The organism is Lysinibacillus sp. DFXJR4, assembly GCF_057196045.1.
The window spans coordinates 18,954-43,774 of record NZ_JBXUNW010000017.1 but is presented as its reverse complement, the minus strand read 5'-3'; the positions used below and the strand labels follow the sequence as shown (position 1 = coordinate 43,774).

General features: G+C 37.4%; 21 protein-coding genes and 1 riboswitch. Of the genes, 16 read left to right on the top strand and 5 right to left on the bottom strand.

The annotated features are described in order from the left end of the window. Window positions 1-233 precede the first annotated feature (233 nt). The 9 genes from AC2CGN_RS21610 to AC2CGN_RS21570 all read left to right on the top strand — a co-directional run bounded on the left by AC2CGN_RS21610 (window position 234) and on the right by AC2CGN_RS21570 (window position 13,177). Entirely contained in the window at window positions 234-1,523 is a 1,290-nt protein-coding gene (locus AC2CGN_RS21610; protein ID WP_484516146.1) for a protoglobin domain-containing protein, read from the top strand. A gap of 300 nt (window positions 1,524-1,823) precedes the next feature. Further along, window positions 1,824-3,212 carry a protoporphyrinogen oxidase gene (locus tag AC2CGN_RS21605; RefSeq protein ID WP_484516144.1) on the top strand — a complete coding sequence of 463 codons (1,389 nt, stop codon included), beginning with the start codon at window positions 1,824-1,826 and terminating at the stop codon, window positions 3,210-3,212. Window positions 3,213-3,337: 125 nt separating this feature from the next. Next, window positions 3,338-3,437, top strand: a riboswitch (SAM riboswitch). Window positions 3,438-3,522: 85 nt separating this feature from the next. Further along, entirely contained in the window at window positions 3,523-5,370 is a 1,848-nt protein-coding gene (locus tag AC2CGN_RS21600; RefSeq protein WP_429986199.1) for a bifunctional homocysteine S-methyltransferase/methylenetetrahydrofolate reductase, read from the top strand. After that, window positions 5,363-8,794 carry a methionine synthase gene (metH, locus tag AC2CGN_RS21595; protein WP_484516142.1) on the top strand — a complete coding sequence of 1,144 codons (3,432 nt, stop codon included), beginning with the start codon at window positions 5,363-5,365 and terminating at the stop codon, window positions 8,792-8,794. Before AC2CGN_RS21600 ends, metH begins: the two co-directional genes overlap by 8 nt. Before the next feature lie 72 nt (window positions 8,795-8,866). Then, on the top strand, window positions 8,867-9,364 hold the full coding sequence (locus AC2CGN_RS21590) for a GNAT family N-acetyltransferase (protein ID WP_484516140.1): 498 nt from the start codon (window positions 8,867-8,869) through the stop codon (window positions 9,362-9,364). 111 nt (window positions 9,365-9,475) lie between these two features. After that, a complete protein-coding gene (desA, locus tag AC2CGN_RS21585) occupies window positions 9,476-10,507 on the top strand; it encodes a Delta(5) desaturase DesA (protein ID WP_283869737.1) in 1,032 nt (343 codons plus the stop codon). Between the two features lie 148 nt (window positions 10,508-10,655). Further along, window positions 10,656-11,804: a sensor histidine kinase gene (locus AC2CGN_RS21580; RefSeq protein WP_422655555.1), complete on the top strand. Its 1,149-nt coding sequence runs from the start codon at window positions 10,656-10,658 to the stop codon at window positions 11,802-11,804. Between the two features lie 16 nt (window positions 11,805-11,820). Then, a complete protein-coding gene (locus tag AC2CGN_RS21575; RefSeq protein WP_283869735.1) occupies window positions 11,821-12,432 on the top strand; it encodes a response regulator transcription factor in 612 nt (203 codons plus the stop codon). A 196-nt stretch (window positions 12,433-12,628) separates the two neighbouring features. After that, window positions 12,629-13,177 (top strand): methyltransferase, encoded by a 549-nt coding sequence (locus tag AC2CGN_RS21570; RefSeq protein WP_429983166.1) that lies wholly within the window; start codon window positions 12,629-12,631, stop codon window positions 13,175-13,177. A gap of 150 nt (window positions 13,178-13,327) precedes the next feature. Here AC2CGN_RS21570 and AC2CGN_RS21565 read toward each other — a convergent pair whose 3' ends face one another. The 3 genes from AC2CGN_RS21565 to AC2CGN_RS21555 all read right to left on the bottom strand — a co-directional run bounded on the left by AC2CGN_RS21565 (window position 13,328) and on the right by AC2CGN_RS21555 (window position 15,857). Further along, a complete protein-coding gene (locus tag AC2CGN_RS21565; protein ID WP_286924722.1) occupies window positions 13,328-14,302 on the bottom strand; it encodes a proline dehydrogenase family protein in 975 nt (324 codons plus the stop codon). A gap of 74 nt (window positions 14,303-14,376) precedes the next feature. Continuing rightward, window positions 14,377-15,129 (bottom strand): ABC transporter permease, encoded by a 753-nt coding sequence (locus AC2CGN_RS21560; protein WP_429986197.1) that lies wholly within the window; start codon window positions 15,127-15,129, stop codon window positions 14,377-14,379. Continuing rightward, the gene (locus AC2CGN_RS21555; RefSeq protein ID WP_484516137.1) at window positions 15,126-15,857 is read right to left on the bottom strand and encodes an ABC transporter ATP-binding protein; all 732 of its coding nucleotides are present in this window, start codon (window positions 15,855-15,857) and stop codon (window positions 15,126-15,128) included. Before AC2CGN_RS21555 ends, AC2CGN_RS21560 begins: the two co-directional genes overlap by 4 nt. A 111-nt stretch (window positions 15,858-15,968) precedes the next feature. On the opposite strand from AC2CGN_RS21555, the gene AC2CGN_RS21550 reads away from it, so the two are divergent. Further along, window positions 15,969-16,469, top strand: a complete 501-nt coding sequence (locus AC2CGN_RS21550) for a methylated-DNA--[protein]-cysteine S-methyltransferase (RefSeq protein WP_484516135.1) — start codon at window positions 15,969-15,971, stop codon at window positions 16,467-16,469. Window positions 16,470-16,642: 173 nt separating this feature from the next. On the opposite strand, the gene AC2CGN_RS21545 is transcribed toward AC2CGN_RS21550, so the two are convergent. Next, window positions 16,643-17,938, bottom strand: a complete 1,296-nt coding sequence (locus tag AC2CGN_RS21545) for an ammonium transporter (protein WP_484516133.1) — start codon at window positions 17,936-17,938, stop codon at window positions 16,643-16,645. Window positions 17,939-17,950: 12 nt separating this feature from the next. Beyond that, on the bottom strand, window positions 17,951-18,292 hold the full coding sequence (locus tag AC2CGN_RS21540) for a P-II family nitrogen regulator (protein WP_286924727.1): 342 nt from the start codon (window positions 18,290-18,292) through the stop codon (window positions 17,951-17,953). Between the two features lie 312 nt (window positions 18,293-18,604). Here AC2CGN_RS21540 and AC2CGN_RS21535 point away from each other — a divergent pair, with 312 nt between their 5' ends. The 6 genes from AC2CGN_RS21535 (at window position 18,605) to AC2CGN_RS21510 (ending at window position 24,820) form a co-directional block, all read left to right on the top strand. Continuing rightward, the gene (locus AC2CGN_RS21535) at window positions 18,605-20,065 is read left to right on the top strand and encodes a nicotinate phosphoribosyltransferase (RefSeq protein WP_429983155.1); all 1,461 of its coding nucleotides are present in this window, start codon (window positions 18,605-18,607) and stop codon (window positions 20,063-20,065) included. Window positions 20,066-20,083: 18 nt separating this feature from the next. After that, on the top strand, window positions 20,084-20,908 hold the full coding sequence (gene nadE / locus AC2CGN_RS21530) for an ammonia-dependent NAD(+) synthetase (protein ID WP_429989506.1): 825 nt from the start codon (window positions 20,084-20,086) through the stop codon (window positions 20,906-20,908). A gap of 148 nt (window positions 20,909-21,056) precedes the next feature. Further along, the gene (locus AC2CGN_RS21525) at window positions 21,057-21,377 is read left to right on the top strand and encodes an NAD synthetase (protein ID WP_429983153.1); all 321 of its coding nucleotides are present in this window, start codon (window positions 21,057-21,059) and stop codon (window positions 21,375-21,377) included. A 1,021-nt stretch (window positions 21,378-22,398) separates the two neighbouring features. Beyond that, window positions 22,399-23,040, top strand: a complete 642-nt coding sequence (locus AC2CGN_RS21520; protein ID WP_484516129.1) for a nitrous oxide reductase accessory protein NosL — start codon at window positions 22,399-22,401, stop codon at window positions 23,038-23,040. A gap of 98 nt (window positions 23,041-23,138) precedes the next feature. Next, window positions 23,139-24,371: a right-handed parallel beta-helix repeat-containing protein gene (locus AC2CGN_RS21515; RefSeq protein WP_484516127.1), complete on the top strand. Its 1,233-nt coding sequence runs from the start codon at window positions 23,139-23,141 to the stop codon at window positions 24,369-24,371. Beyond that, on the top strand, window positions 24,368-24,820 hold the full coding sequence (locus AC2CGN_RS21510; protein ID WP_429983149.1) for a nitrous oxide reductase accessory protein NosL: 453 nt from the start codon (window positions 24,368-24,370) through the stop codon (window positions 24,818-24,820). Before AC2CGN_RS21515 ends, AC2CGN_RS21510 begins: the two co-directional genes overlap by 4 nt. Window position 24,821: the final 1 nt, after the last annotated feature.

Genomic DNA, 24,821 nt, shown 5'->3' with positions numbered 1-24,821 from the left:
GCAAAAAATGTATAACAGGAAATTGACAGCTATTTATAAAATGGATAAGGTATATGAGTGATTTTGAAAAGAGTAGTTCATCTATGGCTAAATGATGATTGGGATTTTGTTCAACTAGAACTTGAGCAGAAATTAACCTAAACCTATTTTCTTACATTTTGAAATATATATTTTTGTAAACGGAATTGGATTTTCTCAGCTTTGCAAAAGTACACGTGAAAGAGGGAAAATGTGTGATTTTTCAAAAACAGAGAAAGACAGCAGCGATAGACCTTCAGCAATATGTTGTAAAAATGGATGTTTCTAATTGCAAGTCAATGGTCAAGCAAATAGAAATGCTAAATTTAACAAAGCAGGATTTACAGTATTTAAAAGCCTTTCAGCCATTTGTTATAGAAAATATTAATGATATTGTTGATAGATTTTATAGAATGATAGGAACTGAGCGTAGTTTAGTAAGTATAATTAATAGTCACAGTTCTGTAGAAAAATTAAAAGTAACGCTTGGCCGCCATATTATAGAAATGTTTAACGGCACAATTGATGATGAATTTTATCAAAGACGTACTAAAATAGCCAAAGTACATGTTCATATTGGTTTAAGAACACAATGGTATATGTGTGCCTTCCAAGATTTATCTATATCATTTATTAACTTAGTGGAGGAGTATATACATCATCCCAAAGATCAGTTGAATACAATACGAGCTATTTCTAAAATTTCAAATTTTGAGCAGCAATTAGTACTAGAGGCTTTTGAAAATACTGTTGAGCAGCACAAGGAGAATATGGAGCGGAAAAAGGAAATAGTGGAGAAGGAGATCGTCGCGTCTACAGAAAGTCTTGCTACAATATCTCATGAAACAAATAACTCATTTCATCGTATAAGCAAGCAATCAGATGAAATTAAACAGTTTGCAAAAAACTCACTTTTGGTGTCGGCGATGGCTGAGAAGCAGGCATTAGAGGGGCGAGAACGAATAAAGAGCCAATCACAAAACATGTGTAATATTATTCACTTGCTGAAGGAGATAACAGAAAATATTGAACAGTTGACTGGTATGTCCAAAGAAATGGAATCAATTATGAGTGTGGTTACTACTATTGCCAACCAGACTAATTTGTTAGCTTTAAACGCAGCTATTGAAGCAGCCCGTGCTGGAGAGGCGGGTAAAGGCTTTAATATTGTTGCAGATGAGGTTCGAAAACTATCGATTCAAACAAAAGATTCTGTGACCTCAGTAGCCATGTTGTTACATAAAACAAATGAACGGACAGATAAGCTAACAAATTCTCTTAATAATATTCAAGAAGAGGTCATATCTGGCAAGGAAAATATGGTTCAAACAGAAGGGCAATTTACGAAAATATTAGAATCGATGACAGAAGCAAAAGAGCAAAATGATAGTATGGAAAAAGAAGTATTAGCGATAGCGGAGGTTCTTAATGAGCTAGGGATTGCCTTTGAAGAAGTAACGAATTCAGCTGAGAAATTAGCAAATGTTGCCCAACACTTAAATTAATTCATAGTAAGGATAATTTTTATTGTGGCAACCGAAATCTACAGCCTATAAACACTATAACAACCATTAATACATGGTGTTAAATGGTTTTTTAGTAAATATGAGCTAGTGAATTGCCGAGATTTTAAGTTCAATGGTATTTTTTGTTTCATCATGAAAAGATACATATTTAGTCATAGTAATGGAGCTATCCTCGCACTGGATAGCTCCATTTTTGCTAAATTTGTAAAGGGTTTAGCGTAATTTTCAATAAAAAGGGTTTATACTAAAGGAAGACAACAAAAATTAGGGGCGGTTAATATGGAAACAGTGGTTGTATTAGGTGGCGGAATTACGGGTTTATGTATGATGCATTATTTACAGCGCCAAGTGAAGGAAAAAAAATTAGATGTAAGGCTTGTGCTTGTTGAAAAAAATACATATCTAGGTGGTAAGTTGCACTCTGAATACGAACAGGGATTCATTATGGAGACAGGGGCAGATTCAATTGTAGCTCGTCATAAAGGTGTTATGGAGCTGGTTGAAGAGCTTAATTTTAAGCAAGATTTGGTATACAACGAAACGGGGATTTCTTATATATACACAAATAATGAGCTCCATGCCATTCCGGCAGATTCAACGTTCGGTATTCCGATGAGCCTTCACTCCCTAGAAGAAAGCACACTTGTATCCGAAGAAGGTAAAAAAGAAGCGTTAAAGGATTTGACAATGCCAAATGTAGGCTTTACAAAAGACAGCTCAATTGGAGAATTTTTAACGTACTATTTAGGGGAGGAGCTTGTTCAAAACCAAATAGCACCAGTATTAGCAGGTGTGTATTCAGGAGATTTACATCAACTATCGATTGCCTCCACATTACCTTATTTAATTGATTATAAAAATGAGTACGGTAGTATTATTAAAGGTTTTGACGCAAATCGAGAACAATTTGTAAAAGCTGCTAATAAAAAATTTATTTCATTTAAAAATGGTTTATCGTCTTTAATTGATCGCCTTGAAGAAACGTTAACTGATGTAGAAATTTTAAAGGGAATTAGCACTACTAGTGTCAACAAGCAGGAAGATCACTACCAAATTACTTTAGCAAATGATACGATCATTGAAGCAGATCATGTAGTTTTAGCATTACCTAATGAAACTGTACAGCACTTATTACAGGATGCAACATTGAACCGTTATTTTGACCAATTCAATACTGCCTCCGCTATTACAATTTATTTAGGATTTGATGTACCCGATAGTAGATTACCAGCTGATGGAACAGGCTTTATTGTGTCTCATAATTCAGATGTAATCTGTAATGCATCGACATGGACAAGCCGTAAGTGGAAGCATACTTCAGCAAATGAGCAATTACTTGTTCGACTCTTCTATAAAAGCATTAACCCTGCGTATGAGAAGTTACGTAGGATGACAGATGAAGAATTAGCAGTTGTTGCCTTAGAGGATGTAAGAAAAAGCTTGGGGATTAAAGAAAAACCAAGTGTCGTGAATGTAAGTAGATGGATTGATCAAATGCCGAAATATGATTTAGCACATCGTGAGGCATTACAGGGCTTATTACGAGAGCTCGAAATAAACTATCCAAATTTATCTATTGCAGGCTGCTCTTATTTTGGTGTAGGTATAGGAGCTTGTATTCAAAACGGTAAAAAAATAGGGGATAATATTGCTGGAAAATTATCTTAATTGCAGAATATAAGACAAAAAATTATATTTTTCGTTTGAAATATCCTTTGTTACGTGAAATAGTCTTGACTCAAACGTTTGTTAACGTTATGATTCTTTTAATTATTTAAAAAATTCATACTAAATTCTTATCAAGAGAAGCTGAGGGACTGGCCCAATGACGCTTCAGCAACCAACTTTTTGTCAGGTGCTAAATCCAGAAGACCCTATGGTCGAAGATGAGAAGGAACAAAATTACGAAACGTAAAAGCCTTCTTTGTGTTAAAGAAGGCTTTTTTATTATAGAAAAATAGGAAGAGGGGCTAGTTTTATGGGATTGCTTGAAAAGTTAAAAACGCATGTTCTAACAGCAGATGGTGCAATTGGTACGGTATTATACGGCTATGGCTTGGAGTACTGTCATGAGGAAATGAATGTTCAAAGACCAGAATTAATTGAAAAGATTCATAGAGAGTATATAGGAGCTGGAGCCGATATTATTCAAACAAATACTTATGGAGCGAATGCCATAAAATTAGCACGTTACGGATTAGAATCGCGTGTTCAGCAGTTTAATGAAGCAGCTATGACGATTGCCAAGCGAGCAGCTGCAGATGGAGGTCAATTTGTTTTAGGGACTATTGGGGGGATTCGAGGCATTCGAAAAAGCGATGCAACATTAGAAGAAATTTTAGCGACTGTTGAAGAGCAAGCAACTGTGTTACTGGCTGGGAATCCAGACGGCCTTTTACTTGAAACTTATTATGATTTTGAAGAATTAACAGCAACATTAAAAATGCTTCGAGCCAAAACAAAGTTGCCAATTATTGCGCAGGTTTCAATGCATGAACCGGGAGTGCTGCAAAATGGTAAGAGTTTAAATAATGCCCTACATGAGCTCGAGGCACTCGGTGCTGATATTGTAGGTGTTAACTGTCGTTTAGGTCCATTCCATACGATTCAAGCATTTGAAGGTGTAGAGCTTCCTGAGAAGGCATTTATGTCAGCATATCCAAATGCATCTCTTCTAGATTTAGAAGACGGGCGTGTTGTTTATGAGTCAGAGACAGACTATTTTGGTCGAGCAGCTGTAGCACTTCGAGATCAAGGCGTCCGTTTAATAGGTGGGTGCTGTGGTACAACACCAAAGCATATTGCTGCAGCGAAAAAATACTTAGAGGAATTATCTCCAGTAGAAGAAAAATTAGCGAAGCCTGAGAAAGTAGAGATTGTACGTGAGGCAGAACCTTCAAGATTCGAGCCACTGCATATAAAAGTAAAACGTCAACGTTCGGTTATAGTAGAGTTGGATACACCAAGACATTTAGAAATCGATGGCTTTATTAAAGGTGCTAAAAAATTATATGAGGCAGGCGCAGATGTGGTGATGATGGCGGATAATTCCCTAGCATCGCCAAGAATAAGTAATGTGGCAATGGGCGCTTTATTGAAAGAAACACATGGGGTACGCCCGTTAACACATATTACATGCCGAGATCGTAATTTAATTGGGCTTCAATCCCATTTAATGGGTTTAAATGCACTAGGCATTCATGATATTTTAGCGGTTACTGGAGATCCAACAAAGGTTGGGGATTTCCCAGGGGCAACGAGTGTTTATGACGTATCTTCAATGGAGCTTATCCAATTAATCAAACAGTTAAATGAAGGTGTATCTTTTTCAGGGAAGCCGTTACGTCAAAAGGCAAATTTCTCTGTAGCCGCAGCGTTTAATCCGAATGTCCGTGTATTAGACCGAGCTGTATCTCGATTAGAAAAGAAAATTGAACATGGAGCAGATTATTTTATTTCACAGCCTGTCTATACCAAGGAAAAAATTGTAGAAATTTATGAGGCAACAAAGCATTTAGAAGCACCAATTTATATAGGAATTATGCCAGTTACGAGCTATAAAAGTGCGGAGTTCTTACATCATGAAGTTCCTGGCATTAAATTATCTGAAGACGCATTAGCCCGGATGAAGGCTTGTGGTGAGGATAAGGAGCGCGCGACACTAGAAGGAATTGCAATTGCTAAGGAATTAGTAGAGGTAGCAGCAGAATATTTCAATGGTATTTACCTCATTACACCATTCCTACGCTATGATATGACACTAGAACTAATGAAATTTATAGAGCAATTGGATGAACAGAAAAAAGGGGTAAGTATAAATGGCTAAGCATTTGATTGAAGAGCAACTTGAGAAACGAATTTTAATTCTTGATGGCGCAATGGGAACAATGCTACAAAACGAAAATTTATCAGCTGAAGATTTCGGTGGCGAGGAATATGATGGCTGTAATGAAAATCTTGTACTAACTAGACCTGATGTGCTTGAAAAGGTTCATAAAGAATATTTGGAAGCAGGGGCAGATATTATTTGTACAAATACCTTTGGAGGTACTCCCCTTGTATTAAATGAATATAATCTGGGAGCAAAAGCAGAGGAAATCAATAAACGTGCTGTAGAAATTGCACGTAAGGCAGTGGATGATTTTACTACCTCTGATTGGCCACGTTTTGTAGCAGGAGCGATGGGACCTACTACAAAGACCTTATCAGTGACAGGTGGAATTACTTTTGATGAGCTAGAAGAAAACTTTTATGTACAGGCAAAGGCATTGATTGAAGCTGGAGCGGATGTATTGTTGCTTGAAACCAGCCAGGATATGCTCAATGTGAAGGCAGGCACTTTAGGAGTATCTCGCGCATTTGAAGTGACTGGCAAAGTGCTTCCTGTGATGATATCAGGAACAATTGAACCGATGGGAACGACACTTGCAGGACAATCCATAGATGCATTTTACATTTCTATCGAGCATATTAAACCACTATCTGTAGGTTTGAACTGTGCGACAGGGCCAGAATTCATGACGGACCATATTCGTTCATTAGCAGAGCTTTCTACGGGATATATAAGCTGTTACCCGAATGCAGGCTTACCTGACGAGGAAGGCTGCTACCATGAATCACCAGAGTCACTGTCCCAAAAGCTAAAAGGCTTTGCAGAAAAGGGCTGGCTGAATATAGTGGGAGGCTGCTGTGGTACAACACCGACCCATATTGCTGCTATTCGTGAGGTACTAAAGGACGAAAAGCCACGCCAATTACCTGAGAAAACTCATGGTCATGTAGTATCGGGTATAGAGCCATTAGTGTACGACGATTCTATGCGTCCATTATTTATTGGAGAACGTACAAATGTAATTGGCTCTCGTAAGTTTAAAAATCTAATTATTGATGGGAAATTTGAGGAAGCTGCAGAAATTGCTCGTGCACAAGTAAGGAATGGTGCCCATGTAATTGATATTTGTTTAGCAAATCCTGATCGTGATGAACTAGCAGATATGCGCGGCTTTATGCAGGAGGTTGTGAAAAAAGTAAAGGTACCTCTTGTGATAGACTCAACGGATGAAAAAGTTATCGAAGAAGCACTTAAATTTTCGCAAGGGAAAGCTATAATCAACTCTATTAATTTAGAGGATGGGGAAGAGCGCTTTGATGCTGTGATGCCGCTTGTGAAAAAATATGGTGCCTCTTTGGTTGTTGGAATGATAGATGAACAAGGGATGGCGGTTGATCGACATCGTAAGCTAGAGATTGCTGAACGTTCCTATCACTTGTTAACAGAAAAATGGGGACTTGCACCAGAAGATATCATCTTTGATCCATTAATGTTTCCGGTAGGTACAGGAGATGAGCAATATATTGGTTCTGCTTTAGAAACAATCGAAGGAATTCGACTCATCAAAGAAAAAATGCCACGTACATTAACGGTTCTTGGTGTCAGCAATATCTCATTTGGATTACCACCTGTTGGCCGTGAGGTATTAAATGCAGTTTATTTATATCATTGTACACAGGCAGGCTTAGACTATGCGATTGTGAATACTGAAAAGCTAGAGCGCTACGCTTCCATTCCAGAAGAGGAAATTAAGCTTGCAAATAATTTATTATTTAATACGAATGATGAGACATTAGCCGTATTCACAGATTTTTATCGCGATAAAAAGAAAGAAAAAACAGAGGCTGACATCCCTAAAACAGTGGAAGGTCGTTTAGCTTACTATATTTTAGAGGGGACAAAAGAAGGTCTGATTGAGGATCTGGAGGCTGCTCGTGAAATATTTGAAGCACCTCTTGATATTATTAACGGACCATTGATGGAAGGAATGGCTGAGGTCGGTCGATTATTTAATAATAATCAGCTTATCGTTGCGGAAGTATTACAATCAGCTGGGGTTATGAAGGCTGCTGTTGCTCACTTGGAGCAATTTATGGAGAAAAATGAAGAGAGTGCTGGCAAAGGGAAAATGGTGCTCGCAACAGTCAAAGGTGATGTACATGATATTGGGAAAAACCTAGTTGATATTATTTTAAGCAATAACGGCTATAAGGTAGTTGATCTTGGCATCAAAGTAACACCTGCTCAATTAATTGAAGCGGTTCGAAAAGAAAAACCTGACTTTATCGGGCTTTCAGGTTTACTTGTAAAATCAGCACAGCAAATGGTAATAACGGCTCAAGATTTCAAAGAAGCGGGAATTGACGTCCCAATTTTAGTGGGCGGTGCAGCATTATCCCGACGTTTTACAGAAACTAAGATTGCGGATGAATATGATGGACCTGTCATCTATTCAAAGGATGCGATGCAAGGATTAGAGCAGGCAAATCTTTTAATGGGTTCAGAAACACGTGCTGATTTCCTAGCTGAAATTGAGGAGTCCCGTAAAAAACGTTTAGAAGCAGATGAGAAACGAGCTGCCCGCCCTGCAAAAGAAACAGCTATAAAACCTGCTCGTACAGTAAAGGAAGCACCTGTATTTTTACCAGCCGATGTAAGGCGACATGTGAAAAAGGAATATTCTGTATCTCATTTATATCCTTATGTAAACATGCGCACTTTACTTGGTCACCACTTGGGTTTGAAGGGGCAAGTACAACAATTACTTGATGCGGGAGACGCAAGAGCAATAGAATTAAAGGACTTAGTGGACGATTATTTAAAAAGAGATTTGTTGAAACCGTCTGGAATGTATCAGTTTTTCCCTGCACAGGCAGATGGAGATGATGTAATCGTCTATGATCCAGCAGATAACAAAACAGAAATTGAGCGTTTTACCTTCCCACGTCAGCAAGTGGAACCATTTTTATGCCTTGCAGATTTCTTAAAAACGGTTGAGAGTGGGGAAATGGACTATATTGCCCTAATGGTTGTTACAGCAGGACAGGGGGTCATGGCCAAGGCGCGTGAGTTAAAAGAGGATGGGAAATTCCTTGAAAGCCATGCATTACAATCTACAGCATTAGAATTAGCAGAGGGCTTTGCAGAAAGAATGCATCAGGAAATTCGTGATCAATGGGGCTTCCCAGATGCCACAGACTTTACAATGCGTGATCGTTTTGCAGCCAAATATCAAGGACAGCGCTTCTCATTCGGCTATCCTGCGTGTCCAAATTTAGAGGATCAGGAGAAGTTGTTTGGCTTATTAAAACCGGAGGATATTGGTGTTCATTTAACTGAAGGCTTTATGATGGAACCAGAGGCTTCTGTTTCCGCAATTGTCTTTGCACATCCAGATGCTCGCTATTTTAATGTGTAAGGTTAAAATAAGAAATTGATATAGAGGTACAGATTGGCAAGCTGTCATAATTGATTGAAGGATGTGAACAGGATGATACGCTTCATGGAGGAAAAAGATATACCTGAGGTTTTAGACATCTACAACGATATTATTTTAACGAGTAAGGCTGTTTATCGTTACGAAACGCAATCGTTAGAGGAGAAATTGCAATGGTTTAAGGACCAACAGGCTTCTCATAATCCTCTCCTTGTCTTTGACGAAAATGGTGTAGTAGCAGGCTTTGCTACCTATAGTCAGTTCCGTCCCTATCCTGGTTATAAGCATACGATGGAGCATTCTGTGTATGTGCATAAGGATCATTATCAAAAGGGAATTGCTACTAAGCTAATGCATAAGCTTATTCGAATTGCAGAGGAGCAGGGTGTGAAAACACTTGTAGCAGGCATTGATGGTGAAAATATTGGTAGTATAAAAGCACATGAAAAATTAGGCTTTGAATATGCAGGTACAATAAAGAATGCAGGCTATAAATTTGAACAATGGCTGGACCTGGTGTTTTATCAGCTTCATTTATCTGGACCTAAATAAAAGGATATGACAAATGTCATATCCTTTTTATGATGTTTGCGTCTGTTGCTTGTTTATGCTCATGTTTTATGATGAGGTCATAAAGAAAAAAAGAAAAGAGGGAGCAAAACAATGGCAACAGATAAAGAAAAAACAAAAAAACTGCGTCAAGATGTAGCGCCATTTGCGAAATCAGATACTGCTAAAAGTATTTTTCAAATGATTAATACGATTGTACCGTTAATCGCACTATGGATTGCTGGATATATGGTTGTAGATGTTTCACCATGGTTAACAGCTGGATTAAGTGTTATCTCGGCTGGGTTTGTCGTAAGGGTATTTATAATTTTCCACGACTGTACACACGGTTCATTTTTTAAAAGTAAAAAAGCAAACGATTGGGTTGGCTTTTTTACAGGGGTATTAACGTCATTCCCATATGAAAAATGGAAACGTGAGCATACAATTCACCACGCAACTAGCTCGAACTTAGACAAGCGTGGTATCGGTGATATTGATATGATGACAGTAGAGGAATATTTACAGGCTTCTAAAGGTCAACGATTATGGTACCGTTTCTATCGAAATCCATTCGTTATGTTTGGATTAGGTCCATTATATATGGTATTAGTATTAAATCGTTTTAATCGTAAGGATGCAAAACAGAAGGAACGCCTTAATACCCATGTAACAAATGTTGTGATAGCAGGACTTTGTGCAACGTTAATCTATACGATGGGCTGGCAAGCATTTTTACTAGTACAGGGTGTAACATTATTCGTCGCTGGATCTCTAGGCATTTGGTTATTCTATATTCAACATACGTATGAAGATTCATATTTTGAACATGATTCAGAATGGGATTATGTAAAGGCTGCCGTTGAAGGAAGCTCGTATTATAAATTACCAAAGCTATTACAATGGGTTACTGGGAACATTGGTTTTCACCACGTTCATCATTTAGCTCCACGTGTACCAAACTATAATCTTGAAAAAGCGCATAATGAAACACCACCATTGCATACTGCAACAACAATTACATTGCGTACAAGCTTAGAATCATTGCGCTACAAATTATACGATGAAGATCAAGGGAAATTTGTAACGTTTAAGGATGTTAATGAAATCATTAAACGAAAAGCAAAAGGCAGTATCGCTGCTTAGTAAAAAATTTTTAGCCATCTCTTCTGAAGGGATGGCTGTTTTTACTTAAATAGTTATCTTTATGATGACAAGCTAAGGAAAGCCATGTACAGGCATAAAATTAATTTTCTTGTTATAATAAGGGAAAAGTAGGAAAGAGCGTGAGATTATGTTGAGGAAATGGCACAGTATTATTCCGAATAGTCCAATGCTCAGTATATATTTATGGATTATTTTTTGTTTCCTACCGTTTTTCTTTATTTTTAGAAAATCATCTTATTTAGAAATATCCATAGGGATTACTTTTTTAATGTTATATTTTATTTTCTATCGATTTTCTATGAATTCGAAAAACGGCCTTGTATATATGTGGATCAGCTTTGAAATGGTCATTAATATCGTGATGACAATACTGTATGGCTATGTGTATTTATCAATTTTCACAGCTTTCTTCATTGGTAATATTCGTAGACCAGTTGGCTTCTATATTATGTATGGATTACATATTGGCTTTACGGTTATTTCGACAGGTGTTGGTTTCTTTGTGGAGCTGCACTTATTTTTATCACAACTGCCGTTTGTTGTATTAACAATTTTAGCTGTTGTACTTCTTCCGTTAACGATTTATTCAAAAAATAAACGTGAAAACTTGGAGGGGCAGCTGGAAACGGCTAATGAGCGAATTGCGGAGTTAATTGTTTTTGAGGAACGACAACGTATTGCACGGGATTTACATGATACACTAGGTCAAAAATTATCCATGATTGGCTTAAAAAGTGACTTAGCATCAAGACTAATTGAACGAGATCCACAACAAGCTTTAATAGAGATTAAGGACATTCGTCAAACAGCTAGTATTGCATTGAAAGAGGTTCGTGAATTAGTTTCTGATATGAGAACAACAAAATTTGAGGATGAGCTTATGCGCATTTCTCAGATATTGAGGGCAGCTGAAATGGAATTTATTTTTGAAGGAGATAAAGAGACATTACAAGTGCCCCCACTTGTAGAAAATGTTTTATCGATGTGTTTAAAAGAGGCTGTAAATAATGTCATCAAGCATAGTGGCGCTACCAAATGTGAAATTGCCTTTCATCAGAATTTTAAAGAGGTGCATTTGGTAGTTCGTGATAATGGACAAGGAATTACGAAAAAGCAAGCATGGAAGACAGGAAATGGCTTAAAGGGAATGCGTGAACGTTTAGAATTTATAAACGGCTCCTTTAAGATTGAAGGTGAGGAGGGCACCACATTATCGGTGTCGATTCCAGTGGCAATTACGCATCAGAAGGTCAAAGAAAACCTGAAGAACATATAGAAAAGAGGCTTGTAACATGATCCGAATTGTAATTGCTGAAGATCAGGGTATGCTATTAGGCGCACTTCGCTCTTTACTTAGTATGGAGGATGATATGGAAGTCGTAGGCTTAGCCAAAAATGGAGAGGAAGCATTGGCACTTGTAGCTGAGCATCAGCCTGATATTTGTATTATGGATATTGAGATGCCAGTGAAAACTGGACTTGACGCTGCAGAGGAAATGCATAACTCTGGATTTGATTGTAAAGTAATTATATTAACAACATTTGCAAGACCAGGTTATTTTGAGCGTGCTAGAAAGGCTAGTGTCCGAGGATATTTGCTAAAGGATAGCCCTATAGAGGAATTGGTCAGTGCCATCCGTACCATTATGGATGGTAAAAGAATTTACGCACCTGAACTAGTCGATTTTGTTTATGAGGATGATAGCGAAAATCCATTAACTGACCGAGAGAGCCAAGTACTGACACTTGTTGCAGAGGGAAAAACGACAAAAGAAATTGCTGCAGAATTATTTTTATCGGCAGGGACTGTTCGGAATTATATCTCCACTATTTTAGAAAAATTAAATGTTGGGAATCGTATTGAAGCCATTGCCCGCTTTAAAGAAAAAGGTTGGAATAAATAAGCAGCTTAAGAACCTATCATGAATATCCTTATACCTATGCAAGTATATGGGTTGAAAATAGAAAAAAGGCATTGAATCATTTAAATTCAGTGCCTTTTGTCATTCCAAAAAATATATTAAGATATTGTATATTTTGACTATTAATGATAAGATTTAGAAAAAAATAATCATTTTAACGGGAAGGATGGAAATAATTATGAGAAAAATTATGAAAGTTACTTCAACAGCGTTATTAGCAACAACATTTGTCGTTACTAGCGCATATCCTTCAGCCGTTTTTGCTGCAAGCAACGATATGGTTGATCTAGTAGTTGAGACAGAGACATCATTACAAAGTAATATGGATCTAGCTGTTCAGGCGGCATTAGTCGGTCCTGAAATTAAAAAATTAAATGTACTAGGTCATGAATTTAATGTGAAACCAGCTTCTATTTCGAAAAAGAATAATCTAACCATTGTAAATGGGCAAATATCCCATCACTTAAGCTGGCGTCCGGATGATCAGTTATATTACCGTATTGATATAGAAAATGGAGAAGTAAAGCAAGTAGAGATTAAAATTGACCGTGGAGGATGGACAAGTTTATCTGCTCCATTTCTTGCTACATTAGCACAAAAGAATGATATCCCGGTTACGCTCGAAATGATACAAGAACTTGGGCAAAAATTAGGTAGTTTTATTGATGGTAAATGGGAATATGCAGCAGAAGCAATTGTTTCAACTATTGCGTTACATATTGAATAATATAAAAATAATCAGTGAGGCTCTTTGTCATCCCCACTGATTATTTTTATGACACGTTTTTAAGAATTTCTTTGAGGGATCAGAGTTTGAATATACACAACTAAAGCCAGAAGCTTATTCATTAAGCTTCTGGCTTCTTTATGTGGGGCCTTATTTTTTCCGTTTTGTTAAACGTCCCAGAACAAATGCACCTGCTGCTACGGCAAGGACTGTATTTGTTTTTTTCGTAAATACTTGTTTTGTCACAAGATTAAGGTTTTGAGGGCGCTCAGCTAAACGGCGCATAAAGTAGCCGTACCAATCCTCACCAAATGGTACATATACACAGAAATTATAGCCTTCATTAGCAAGCTCTTTTTGCATGTCTGTACGGAAACCATAAAGCATTTGGAATTCAAATTTATCTAATGGAATATTATGATCAGCTACAAAGCGTTTTACATGTGCTATTACATTATGGTCATGCGTTGCAATGGACGTAAATTTGCCATGAAGTAAATGATATTCGATTAACTCAATGAAATTTAAATCAATATCTAATTTATCTTGGAAGGCAACCTCAACAGGTTCTTTATAAGCACCTTTTACGATACGTAAACGATAGTCCTTAAATTTCTCAATATCGTCTTTTGCACGGTAGAAGTACGATTGAATAACAGTACCCACATTATTAAAAGTTTTGGAAAGCTCCTCAACCATATCAAATGATGTCTGTAAGCGACCATAGTTTTCCATATCAAAGTTCACAAATATATCATAAGCCGCCGCTTTTTCTACAATCTCGTATAAATTATCGTAGCAAAAATCAACATCAATATCTAATCCTAATTGCGATGGTTTTAACGAAATATGGGCATTCACACCATTTTCGTGAATAGCTTCAATAACAGCGAGGATTTGTTCTTTTGCCTTTGTTGCTTCTTCTTCAGTTGAAACAAATTCTCCTAAATTATCCACTGTGCAAGAGATATTATGTGCGTTTAGCTCTTTGATGCTTGCAATTGTTTCCTCAATATTTGTACCAGCTACTACACTTTGTGCTCCTAATTTAAGGCCATATTTTTTTGCAGCACTATTTAATAATTGGTTTTCAGATAAATGGATGAAAAAATCGCGTAATACCATGGGTCATTCTCCTCACTGCTTTTCTTTTTAGTATAACATAATTTATAAAAGTTATATCGATTTCAACACAATCGTTATTTCATTTCAAGAATTTGCATGCGTTTGTTAAAAAGAGCAGGATAGCTTAAAAAGCCTATCATTATGCTTGATAATGTCGCTGTAGTGAGGAGAGCAAAAATAATTAAGAGCTGAAATTGGACTGCTTGTATAGGGTCTGCACCACCGATAATTTGACCACTCATCATGCCTGGCAGTTGAACGAGTCCGATGGTTTTTTGACTCTCAATTGTAGGAATCATACTTGCTTTAACAGCATTTATTAGCTGTCGATGAATAGCCTGTTTAGGCGTGCCACCAAGTGATAAAATTAATTCAATTTCGTCATATCGATTGGTAATCTCTGCTGTAAAACGATTTAAAAATAGAATGGACAATACCATAGAATTACCAATCAGCATGCCGCTAATGGGAATAATATACTGTGCAGTTGCTGGAACAATATGAAAGCCGAGTAAAACGCCTTGTGTGACAGCTTCGATTACAACTAAAGTCAAAGCTATTTTCCACGTGATACCTTGAATACCCTCTCCTTTTTTGCGAGCATTTAATGTTGCCACTACGATCATTAATGCAACCATAAGGAAAATATAAAGAAAGCTTTGGGCATCAAAGACAAATTTTAAGATATAGCCTACTGCAAGCAGTTGAATAATTGAGCGTATTGTAGCAATAATTGTATCTTTTTCAAGTCCAAGATTTAATGTTTTTGATAGTAGCAGAGGGATAAAAACAAAAATTAATGTCAGAGATAATGTTGTAAATGTCATACATTCGCCCCCTGTACAAATTCTACTACACGTGGATTTAGAGGTGCTTTCAGTAGAGAGCTTTTTCCTGTTTCAATCAGCTCACCATCCATCATGACCCATGTGAAGTGCCCAATTGTTAATGCTTGCTGCAAATTATGTGTAATCCAGATCATTGTGACATTGTATTTTTTGTTAATGGTAGTGATGAGTGTCTCGATATCCTGGACAGATTGACGGTCCAGTGCAGAAGTGATTTCATCTAATAATAAAATGGAGGACTGATTAATAAGCGTTCTCGCAATAGAGACTTTTTGTCGTTGTCCACCTGATAGTCCATTTGTAGAGCGCTGTAAAAAGCTTTGATCAAGTCCGACATCTTGTAAATATTGAATGGCTTCTTCTTTTGTAAGCTTTTTTCCTTGTAATGCACGAGGAAGTGTGAGATTTTCAAACACAGTTCCGTTGGTCATAGGTGCTGCCTGAAGGGCGATGCCGACATGTCTTCTTAAAGCGGTTGGTTCATATGTAGAAATAGGTTGATTATCAATTAATATTTGACCATCTGTAGGTGATAATAAGCCATTGCATAATTTTAGTAGAGTTGTTTTGCCAGCACCAGATGGACCAACTAAAGTGGTAATTTTTCCTTTAGGGAATGAACCAGTAATCGATTTTAAGATGGTCTTGCCATTTGCTGAAAAACTGACCTGCTGAAGGTGAATAGAAGGCTCGTATAACATATTCATGCGGTTGAAACTCCTTTATACTAGTAGGTACAATAACTTTATCATGAAATGAATAAAGGCTACAGCTATTTAACCATTGTGTAGTCTGTGAAAATGGAAGGGGAATGGAAAATGAATGTATTATATGTAGATACATTAACATATGCACAAGGCAATATGTATATCGTAGCCTCAGATGAAGGTCTCGTATATATTGGAACACCAAATGCACCATTTGAAGAGGTAGAAGTATGGGCCAAAAAGCCATTTAAAGGCTTTCGTTTTGAAGAAAATAAAGCAAAGTTACAGCCATATATTAAGCAATTTACGGCTTATTTTAATAAAGAGCTTACAGAATTTGATTTGCCGATACATATCAAAGGGACTCCATTTCAGCTAGCAGTATGGGATGCACTAATGGAGCTACCATACGGTACAACGGCATCTTATTCTGATATTGCACACCGCATAGGTAATCCAAAGGCAGTAAGAGCGGTAGGTGGTGCAATAGGGGCTAATCCAATATTGGCGATTATTCCATGCCATCGTGTGATTGGAAAAAATGGTAAATTAACAGGTTTTCGGAGTGGATTGGCAATGAAAGAGTTTTTACTTGAAATGGAGAGAGCTTGAAGAAATTGATTTCGATAAAGAATGCGCTGATAATAAAAAGTTTACTCCAACAAAATTACATGTTTGAGCGTAAGACTTCAAGGAATGATCAGTAAATCCACACGTTTATTAATTCAGGAAAAGAATCTGCATGACATCTATAGAAGCTATGCAGATTCTTATACTATCAAATATTAGATATGTTCCTCTTGAACATTGGTTTTTGTTTTTCCAAAATGTGTTAAACGATGGGCGAATGTTTCACCTTTAACGGCAGAGCCTTTGAAAATATCCTGGTATTCATAGGCTGGTGTACCATGCTCAATAACATCCAAACCAGCAATTTCTTCCTCTGCAGAAACACGTAATGGCACAAATGCTTTAATAATAAATAAACCGATTGTTACAGAAATGCTAACCCAGGCAATGGTAGCGATAATCCCGATTGCTTGCACGCCTAGAAGGCTGATGCCGCCACCGTAGAATAATCCTTGACCATTCATATCAAATAGACCTACTGCGAGAGTCCCCCAAATACCACAGATTCCATGTACGGCAATGGCACCAACAGGATCATCAACTTTCAATTTCCATTCGATGAAACGTACACCTTCTACAAGTAATGGAGCTGCAATTAAGCCAATGATGATAGAACCCATAACACTAACATTAGCCGCACCAGCTGTAATGCCGACAAGTCCTGCCAAGGCACCGTTTAATGTAAGTGATCCATCAATATGTCCATATCGAAACTTTGTATAGAAAGCAGTTGTGACAACTCCAGCAGCGGCTGCAAAGAATGTATTGGCAATAACGCTAGGCACTAGTTCAGGATCAGCTGCTAATGTAGATGCTCCATTAAAGCCAAACCAACCAAACCAAAGTAAAAATACCCCTAGAGAGCCCAAAGGAATACTGTGCCCTGTGATGACGTGAACACGACCGTTCTCATATTTACCAAGACGTGGTCCAATCATCGCCGCTGCTACAAATGCTGCTACAGCCCCTGTTAAATGAACTACCGTAGAGCCTGCGAAATCTATAAATCCAAGATCAGTTAACCAGCCCTGCCCACTCCACACCCAATGACCGACAACAGGGTAAACTACTAATGTCATGAGTATAATAACGCCGATATAAGCAAAAATATTTGTACGCTCAGCAACTGCACCAGATAAAATGGTTGCGCCTGTAGCTGCAAACATTGTTTGGAAGATAAAGAAGGAAAGATCATCTACACCTTTTAAAGCAAAGCCACTTGTACCAATTAAACCTCCTGCAGTATCACCAAACATAATTGCGTATCCACATAAAAAGTAAACAATACCGCCTAGTGAAATCGTAAGAAAGTTTTTCATAATTATATTGACCGCGTTTTTAGAACGTGTAAAGCCAGCCTCAACCATTGCAAATCCAGCGTGCATAAAAAATACTAAAACTGTACCTAACATTACCCAAACTAAATTTACCGATAATAGAACCGCATCCATATAAATTCCCCCTTATTCTACCGCAATTGAGCCGACTTCTTTAGTACGGATTCGAATTGCCTGTTCTACTGGATAAATGAATATTTTACCGTCACCAACTTGACCGGTCGCAGCATCTCGTAAAAGTACTCCCACTATAGGATCAACTTTTTCATCATCAACAATCATTTCTAATTTCAACTTTGGTAAAAATTCAATTTCGTACGTGTTGCCACGGAATAAACCAGTCCGACCTAGCTGACGTCCACAGCCTGCAATTTCGGAAACACTTAGCCCTGCAATTCCTTCCTGTGCAAGTCCATCCCTAACGGCACCGAAAACTTCAGGACGAATAATTGCTTCGATTTTTTTCATTGAAACCAGCTCCTTGCGTTAATTTAATTTACATGTTAAAACGGCATCAAAAACAACGCAATTATTTTTTTGATATACATGTCATATTTTATGACATATAATATTTCGTTTCTCGTAATATATTTAGTAAAATGTTTTTATAGGGGGAATGTAAGCGGTACTAAAAAATATGTCTAAAATGTGTCGTGTTCTAAATTTTCTGATTATTAATGTGAGGAAATCTAACATTAAAACAGAAGAATGTAAAACGCAAGAATTTGGGTATATAGTGTATACTAGGACTAATTATCAAAGCGGAAGAAGGGGTTACTTGTGAGTTCACACTATGCAGATGATAGCTTAGCGCTGCACACAGACTTATACCAAATCAATATGGCAGAGTCGTATTGGGCGGATGGTATACATAATAGAAAAGCAGTTTTTGAATTATATTTCAGAAAATTACCATTTGGCAATGGATATGCCATTTTTGCTGGATTAGAAAGAATGCTTGATTATTTACGAAATTTTAGTTTCAGCGATTCAGATATTACCTACTTACGAGAAGAGGTAGGCTATAAAGAAGACTTTATTGATTATTTGAAAAATATCCGATTCACAGGAGATATGTACTCCATGGTGGAGGGGGAGCTTGTTTTCGCTAATGAACCAATCGTTCGCATTGAAGCACCATTAGTAGAGGCACAGCTAATTGAAACAGCTCTTCTTAATATTGTGAATTACCAAACATTGATTGCAACAAAGGCAAGTCGTATTAAACAAATTATTAAAAATGAAGCAGCAATGGAATTTGGCACAAGACGTGCTCAGGAGATGGATGCGGCCATTTGGGGAACAAGGGCTGCGTTTATTGGTGGCTTTGCTTCTACAAGTAATGTTCGTGCAGGGAAACTTTTTCATATACCAGTTTCAGGTACCCATGCACATGCCCTTGTTCAAGCTTATAAAAATGATTACGATGCATTCCATGCATATGCAAAACGTCACCGAGATTGCGTGTTCCTTGTGGATACTTACAATACGTTAAAATCAGGTGTGCCGACAGCCATTAAAGTAGCTAAAGAACTTGGGGAAAAAATTAATTTTATTGGCATTCGTTTAGATAGTGGTGATATAGCATTTTTGTCAAAAGAAGCTCGTCGTATGCTAGATGAAGCAGGTTTCCACAATGCCAAAATTATCGTATCCAATGATTTAGATGAATACACCATTTTAAACTTAAAGGCACAAGGTGCAAAAGTGGATGTATGGGGAATCGGTACAAAGCTTATTACAGCTTATGATCAACCTGCTTTAGGGGCTGTCTATAAAATGGTTGCCATCGAAAATGAAGAGGGTCAATTAGAAGATACAATAAAAATTTCTGCGAATGCTGAAAAAGTATCGACACCTGGTCTTAAAAATGTTTATCGAATTATCGATCGAAAGAACGGTAAGGCAGAGGGAGATTATATTACGATGCAGGATGAAAACCCACAAGCAGAGGAACGAATAAAAATGTTCCACCCGGTTCATACCTTTGTTTCGAAATTTGTTACAAACTTCGAAGCAAAAAACTTACATCAACATGTAATTAAAAATGGAGCCATTCATTATCAAAATCCAGCATTAGAAGAAATGCGCGATTATGCTGCGAATAATTTAGAATTGTTATGGGATGAATATAAGCGTGCCATGAATCCTGAGGAATACCCTGTCGATTTAAGCCAAAAATGTTGGGACAATAAAATGCGCAATATTGAAGAAGTGCGTGAAATGGTCAATCGATTATAAGTAAGGAGTGGACAATAAATGACTTTACAGCAGCAGATTATTCAGGAATTACGAGTGAACTCTACTATTGATGTACAGGAGGAAATTCGTAAATCCATTGATTTTTTAAAGGAATATGCCCGCCGATATAGTTTTGTAAAAGGATTTGTTCTTGGAATATCTGGTGGACAGGATTCTACATTAACAGGGAAATTAGCGCAGCTTGCGGTTGATGAGTTAAATGGGGAGTCAGAAGAAGCGACATATTCCTTTTATGCTATACGCTTACCATATGGTGTTCAGGCTGATGAAAAGGACTGTCAGGATGCCATCGATTATATTAAACCAACAAAAGCCTTAACAGTGAATATTAAAGATGCTGTCGATGCAAGCGTTCAAGCATTAGCGGATGCAGGAATTCAGATAAGTGATTTTGTAAAGGGAAATGAAAAGGCACGTGAGCGCATGAAGGCACAATATGCGATTGCTGCTATGAATAATGCTGTCGTATTAGGAACGGACCATGCTGCTGAAGCAATAACGGGTTTTTACACAAAGTTTGGAGATGGGGGTGCGGATTTGATGCCCATCTTCCGCCTCAACAAACGTCAAGGTAGGCAATTATTAGCTGCGCTTGATTGCCCAGAGCATTTATATTTAAAAACACCAACTGCTGATTTAGAGGAAAATCGCCCATCCCTACCAGATGAGCAAGCACTTGGTGTAACATATGATCAAATTGATGATTATTTAGAGGGAAAGACTATTCCTGAAGAAGCACGTATTACATTAGAAGGATATTATTTACGTTCTCAGCATAAACGCCATATGCCGATAACAATATTTGATGATTTTTGGAAGTGATCTTAAAGAAGAGTTTTATTTAAAGTAGGTTTAACTTTGAATAGAGCTCTTTTTTTATTTAATTTGATTCTGAGTTATTAAGCTTTCGCATAAAATGTCGATATATATACCTATAAAGTTAATAAAAAATAAGGGAGGGTAATTATTTATGAGGACTTCTAGAGTAAGTGCAACGACTAATAGTACATTTCGTAACGAACAACAGTATCTTCATGCAGGGGATATAAGCCATAACTTTGGGCAAAATCCGAAGCAACAATTTAAAAATAGTATGCAAAAAAATAATGATAAGAAGCAAATGAATCGTACGAAACAAGATCATCAGCCACGTTCAAATAAAATAGAAGCTGGTTCTTTAGATCATGTATATGATTTACAAATACGAAATGAATTAAATGAAACGGCTGATAAATTAAATCGTCTTAGCAAGCAAAAGAAGCTTCTAAATAGTTACCGCTCTTCTATATAGACATGTATAAAAACTAAATAGACAAGGGACCCTTTGTAAATATTTAGTCAAAATGAAGGTGATTTCCGTTCCAGGCTACTCGCTTTGTTGCTGTCGCTTCGCTTTCGCACAGAGCAAAGCTTCCTGTGGGCGAGTGACGAGCCGCTTCCTGCGCTGGAGGAACGAAGGCTAAGTGCGTCACGTCCTGTGACAACGCCTTCGTGATCAACCTCGTGTTGGCCTCAGTTTCTCGTCTGTCTCGCTATCCCACGGGAGTCGAGTAGCCTTGCACTCCAATCAGCAATAGTGTAGAACTTTAAATATCTTCTTTCCTCAAAAGTAATGTACATATTACTCACCATCATTAAATGGATTTAATAGTGGTACAAAATAGCTGTCAACCTACATTTTATGCATAAAACTACTTTGTAACTTTACATAAAGTCCTTATTGCTGACGCTTCTTTTGGATAGAAAATATTACCAAATCTCCATTTTGCGCGCAAAATAGTGATGGTTAAGACTTCAATTTATCACTATTTATGTGAAATGCCAGAAGAAAATACTATGAGCAGTGGTTGATTGGAGTGTAGACTGAGTGACTTCTAGGGGATTCAGCGTCACAGATGAGACCCTGGAGCGAGCAGATTAGGGAAACAAAGGCTAAAATCGTCACGTCCTGTGACAACGCCTTCGTGACCAACCTCCTGTTGCCCCAAGCGGCCCCCAGGAAAGCACTCAGTCGGAACGGAGATCAACCCCTCGTTTTGAGAAAGGGCTATACTTTTTAATTTGTCACCTTGATTTCATTGACATAATAGTATTTCAACAACATGAACTCTCTTCATCTTTCTGTAGATGGAGAGAGTTTTTGTATTACAAAAGGAAAATAAACATCTTTTATTCAAAATACTTGAAATCAAAACGTTCAATGAATATTCAAGATAATTTTTCCAATACTTCACAGTGTTTTTTTACTTATTTCACAATTGAACTGTAAAGTAATTGGTAGTAACAGAATAAAGAATTTGGGGGAAGCGGTTGTGAAAAAATTATGGTTACCTGTACTCGCAGTATTATTTTTACTCGTGGCCTGCGGTACAGAGACAGAGGTTAAGGAAGATGCATCAAAGCAAGAGGATACGGTTAATGAATCAGAAGCAAAAGATAATTCGGTACAAGTTGCTTCTTTAGTTGATCCACGTTTACAAGAGCCTAAGGAAGATACATTGTGTGAAATGTGTAATATGAAAGTTTACATGAAAGACCATGAAATGGGAGAGTTCTCTACTCAGGCGATAAAAGAGGATGGAACAATCGCCTTTTACGATGACATTGGCTGTTTATTAAATGCAGAGGTAGCAAATGAGGAAAAGAACGAAAAATTTGTACGAGACTATATCACAAAGGATTGGGCGAAAGTAGAAGATGTAACAATCGTCAAAACAGACCTGAAATCACCGATGAACTGGGGCTATATTTATTTTATTAACAAAGCTGATGCAGATAAATTTATTGCAGACAATCCAAGTGCACATGTAGAGGAGTTACAAAAGATTAAGGATGATGCATTGGAGCGTCGTAAAAAAATGATGGAAGAAAAAGCGAAAAAAGAAGCAAACGGTGAATCGGATTCCATGCATATGGAAGAGATGAATCATGATGATCAAGGTCATAATCATTAATAGAAAGGGCTAGGGGGATTCCTCTAGTCTTTTCATGCTGAAGTGTGAGGTGAGAAAAGGTGAAGAAAATAGGCTTTGCATTATTGTTTTTTCTATTTATGAGCGACATAGTTTACGCTGAATTCGATATACAGGAGGCTATTGATACAGCATCGCCCGGTGAGGTAATTCATATTCCTGCTGGCCGTTATCAAGGTAACTTTGTTGTTACAAAGCCACTAACATTACTTGGTGAGGAAGGAACGGAATTTGTTTCGAAAAATAATGAGCCTGCACTACGAATTGAAAGCACCACAACTATCAGTATCAGCAATGTAGAATTATCAGGAAAAAGCAAGGCAATTGTTGCTAGTAATGTTGATGGGCTTGAGCTCAGTAATATACACATTAAAGACGCTTATACGGGCGTACATATTCAGCGCTCCAAAAACATCCATATACATGACATTCAAGTAACTGGCAGTGAGGGGCATTATGCAGAGAAAGGTAATGGTATTGCCATTTATAAAAGTGAAGACATCCTTATAGAAAACAATCATATTGAGCAGATGCAGGATGGAATTTATTTAGAGGAAGTCAACAGTATTGTTGTTCAGCACAACAATGTGACACAGAGTCGTTATGCTACACATTTTATGTATACAAGGGATGCGAAGGCATTTTTTAATAACTACCTTTCTAATGTTACTGGCTTTATGGTCATGATGACCACAGGTATCTTATTAGAAAACAACACCGTCGAGAACCATTCTGATTATAATGGCTACGGTATGTTATTGTATGACGTGCAGCGAGCTTCAATAGCGAAAAATGTCATCAAAAATAATCGAACAGGTGTAGCTTTACAAAAAAGTTCGATGATTCAAATTGATACAAATAACTTTCAAATGAATCAAACGGCAGTAGAGGGCACAAAGGTAAGTAATAACACAACGGCTAGTAATAATAGCTTTACTGGCAATATTCTAACAGCCCGCTCTGATCAAGTAGGCTTTCAGCTTCATAGCAATTATTATGATGATTATACAGGTGTTGATATAGAAGGGGATGGGTATGGTGATGTTCCATATGTGGCAATGTCAAGTTTTGGACAGTGGATGGTTCGGCAGCCTGTCTACCAATATTTTGTGGCCTCTCCTAGTGTTGTTTTATTAACAACGCTTGATCAGCAAATTAATAAAACAGAATCAAAGGTGTTAGTTGATCATACACCGAGATTAGCGACAAAGCATGAAATAGTAAATAACAAACTAAATGTTATACAAACATTAGCAGGTTTACTTTTGCTAGTAGGTAGTTTATGGCTATGGAAAAGAGGGATAACGGAATGAAAAAATGGGTAATGATGATCTTGTTGTGCTGCGGTGTACTGTGGGGCTGTAGCGAAAAAACATTTGAGCCTCGTGAAATAGTTAGTGAAACGGACGTTTGTAAAATTTGTAATATGAGCATTGTTCATAATGCTTATGCTGGTCAAATAGCCTTGAAAAATGGTGATTATGAAATTTTTGATGATATTGGCTGCTTGATGGAATATATAGCTTCAAATGGCGATGAAGAAATTGGAGCAGCCTACATTAAAGATGCCTCAAAAAATGAATGGATTGATGTTTTTGAAGCTGTCTATGTGTACAACAAGGAGTATTGGACACCAATGAATTACGGTGTAGTGGCCTTTGACACAAAACAAGCAGCACAGGAGTGGATGACGCAAGAAGGAGAGGGAAAACTGCTTCATTATAAGGATTTACACAATTTTAATTGGGGGATCCATGAGTGAT

Bases quoted from the DNA above. Each gene is read 5' to 3' on its own strand.
- AC2CGN_RS21550 (WP_484516135.1), top strand. From the start codon at position 15,969: ATGAATGTATTATATGTAGATACATTAACATATGCACAAGGCAATATG.
- AC2CGN_RS21525 (WP_429983153.1), top strand. From the start codon at position 21,057: ATGAGGACTTCTAGAGTAAGTGCAACGACTAATAGTACATTTCGTAAC.
- AC2CGN_RS21565 (WP_286924722.1), bottom strand. From the start codon at position 14,302: ATGGTATTACGCGATTTTTTCATCCATTTATCTGAAAACCAATTATTA.
- desA (WP_283869737.1), top strand. From the start codon at position 9,476: ATGGCAACAGATAAAGAAAAAACAAAAAAACTGCGTCAAGATGTAGCG.
- AC2CGN_RS21605 (WP_484516144.1), top strand. From the start codon at position 1,824: ATGGAAACAGTGGTTGTATTAGGTGGCGGAATTACGGGTTTATGTATG.
- AC2CGN_RS21545 (WP_484516133.1), bottom strand. From the start codon at position 17,938: ATGGATGCGGTTCTATTATCGGTAAATTTAGTTTGGGTAATGTTAGGT.
- nadE (WP_429989506.1), top strand. From the start codon at position 20,084: ATGACTTTACAGCAGCAGATTATTCAGGAATTACGAGTGAACTCTACT.
- AC2CGN_RS21515 (WP_484516127.1), top strand. From the start codon at position 23,139: ATGAGCGACATAGTTTACGCTGAATTCGATATACAGGAGGCTATTGAT.
- AC2CGN_RS21590 (WP_484516140.1), top strand. From the start codon at position 8,867: ATGATACGCTTCATGGAGGAAAAAGATATACCTGAGGTTTTAGACATC.
- AC2CGN_RS21575 (WP_283869735.1), top strand. From the start codon at position 11,821: ATGATCCGAATTGTAATTGCTGAAGATCAGGGTATGCTATTAGGCGCA.
- AC2CGN_RS21560 (WP_429986197.1), bottom strand. From the start codon at position 15,129: ATGACATTTACAACATTATCTCTGACATTAATTTTTGTTTTTATCCCT.
- metH (WP_484516142.1), top strand. From the start codon at position 5,363: ATGGCTAAGCATTTGATTGAAGAGCAACTTGAGAAACGAATTTTAATT.
- AC2CGN_RS21570 (WP_429983166.1), top strand. From the start codon at position 12,629: ATGAGAAAAATTATGAAAGTTACTTCAACAGCGTTATTAGCAACAACA.
- AC2CGN_RS21555 (WP_484516137.1), bottom strand. From the start codon at position 15,857: ATGAATATGTTATACGAGCCTTCTATTCACCTTCAGCAGGTCAGTTTT.
- AC2CGN_RS21510 (WP_429983149.1), top strand. From the start codon at position 24,368: ATGAAAAAATGGGTAATGATGATCTTGTTGTGCTGCGGTGTACTGTGG.
- AC2CGN_RS21540 (WP_286924727.1), bottom strand. From the start codon at position 18,292: ATGAAAAAAATCGAAGCAATTATTCGTCCTGAAGTTTTCGGTGCCGTT.
- AC2CGN_RS21580 (WP_422655555.1), top strand. From the start codon at position 10,656: ATGTTGAGGAAATGGCACAGTATTATTCCGAATAGTCCAATGCTCAGT.
- AC2CGN_RS21600 (WP_429986199.1), top strand. From the start codon at position 3,523: ATGGGATTGCTTGAAAAGTTAAAAACGCATGTTCTAACAGCAGATGGT.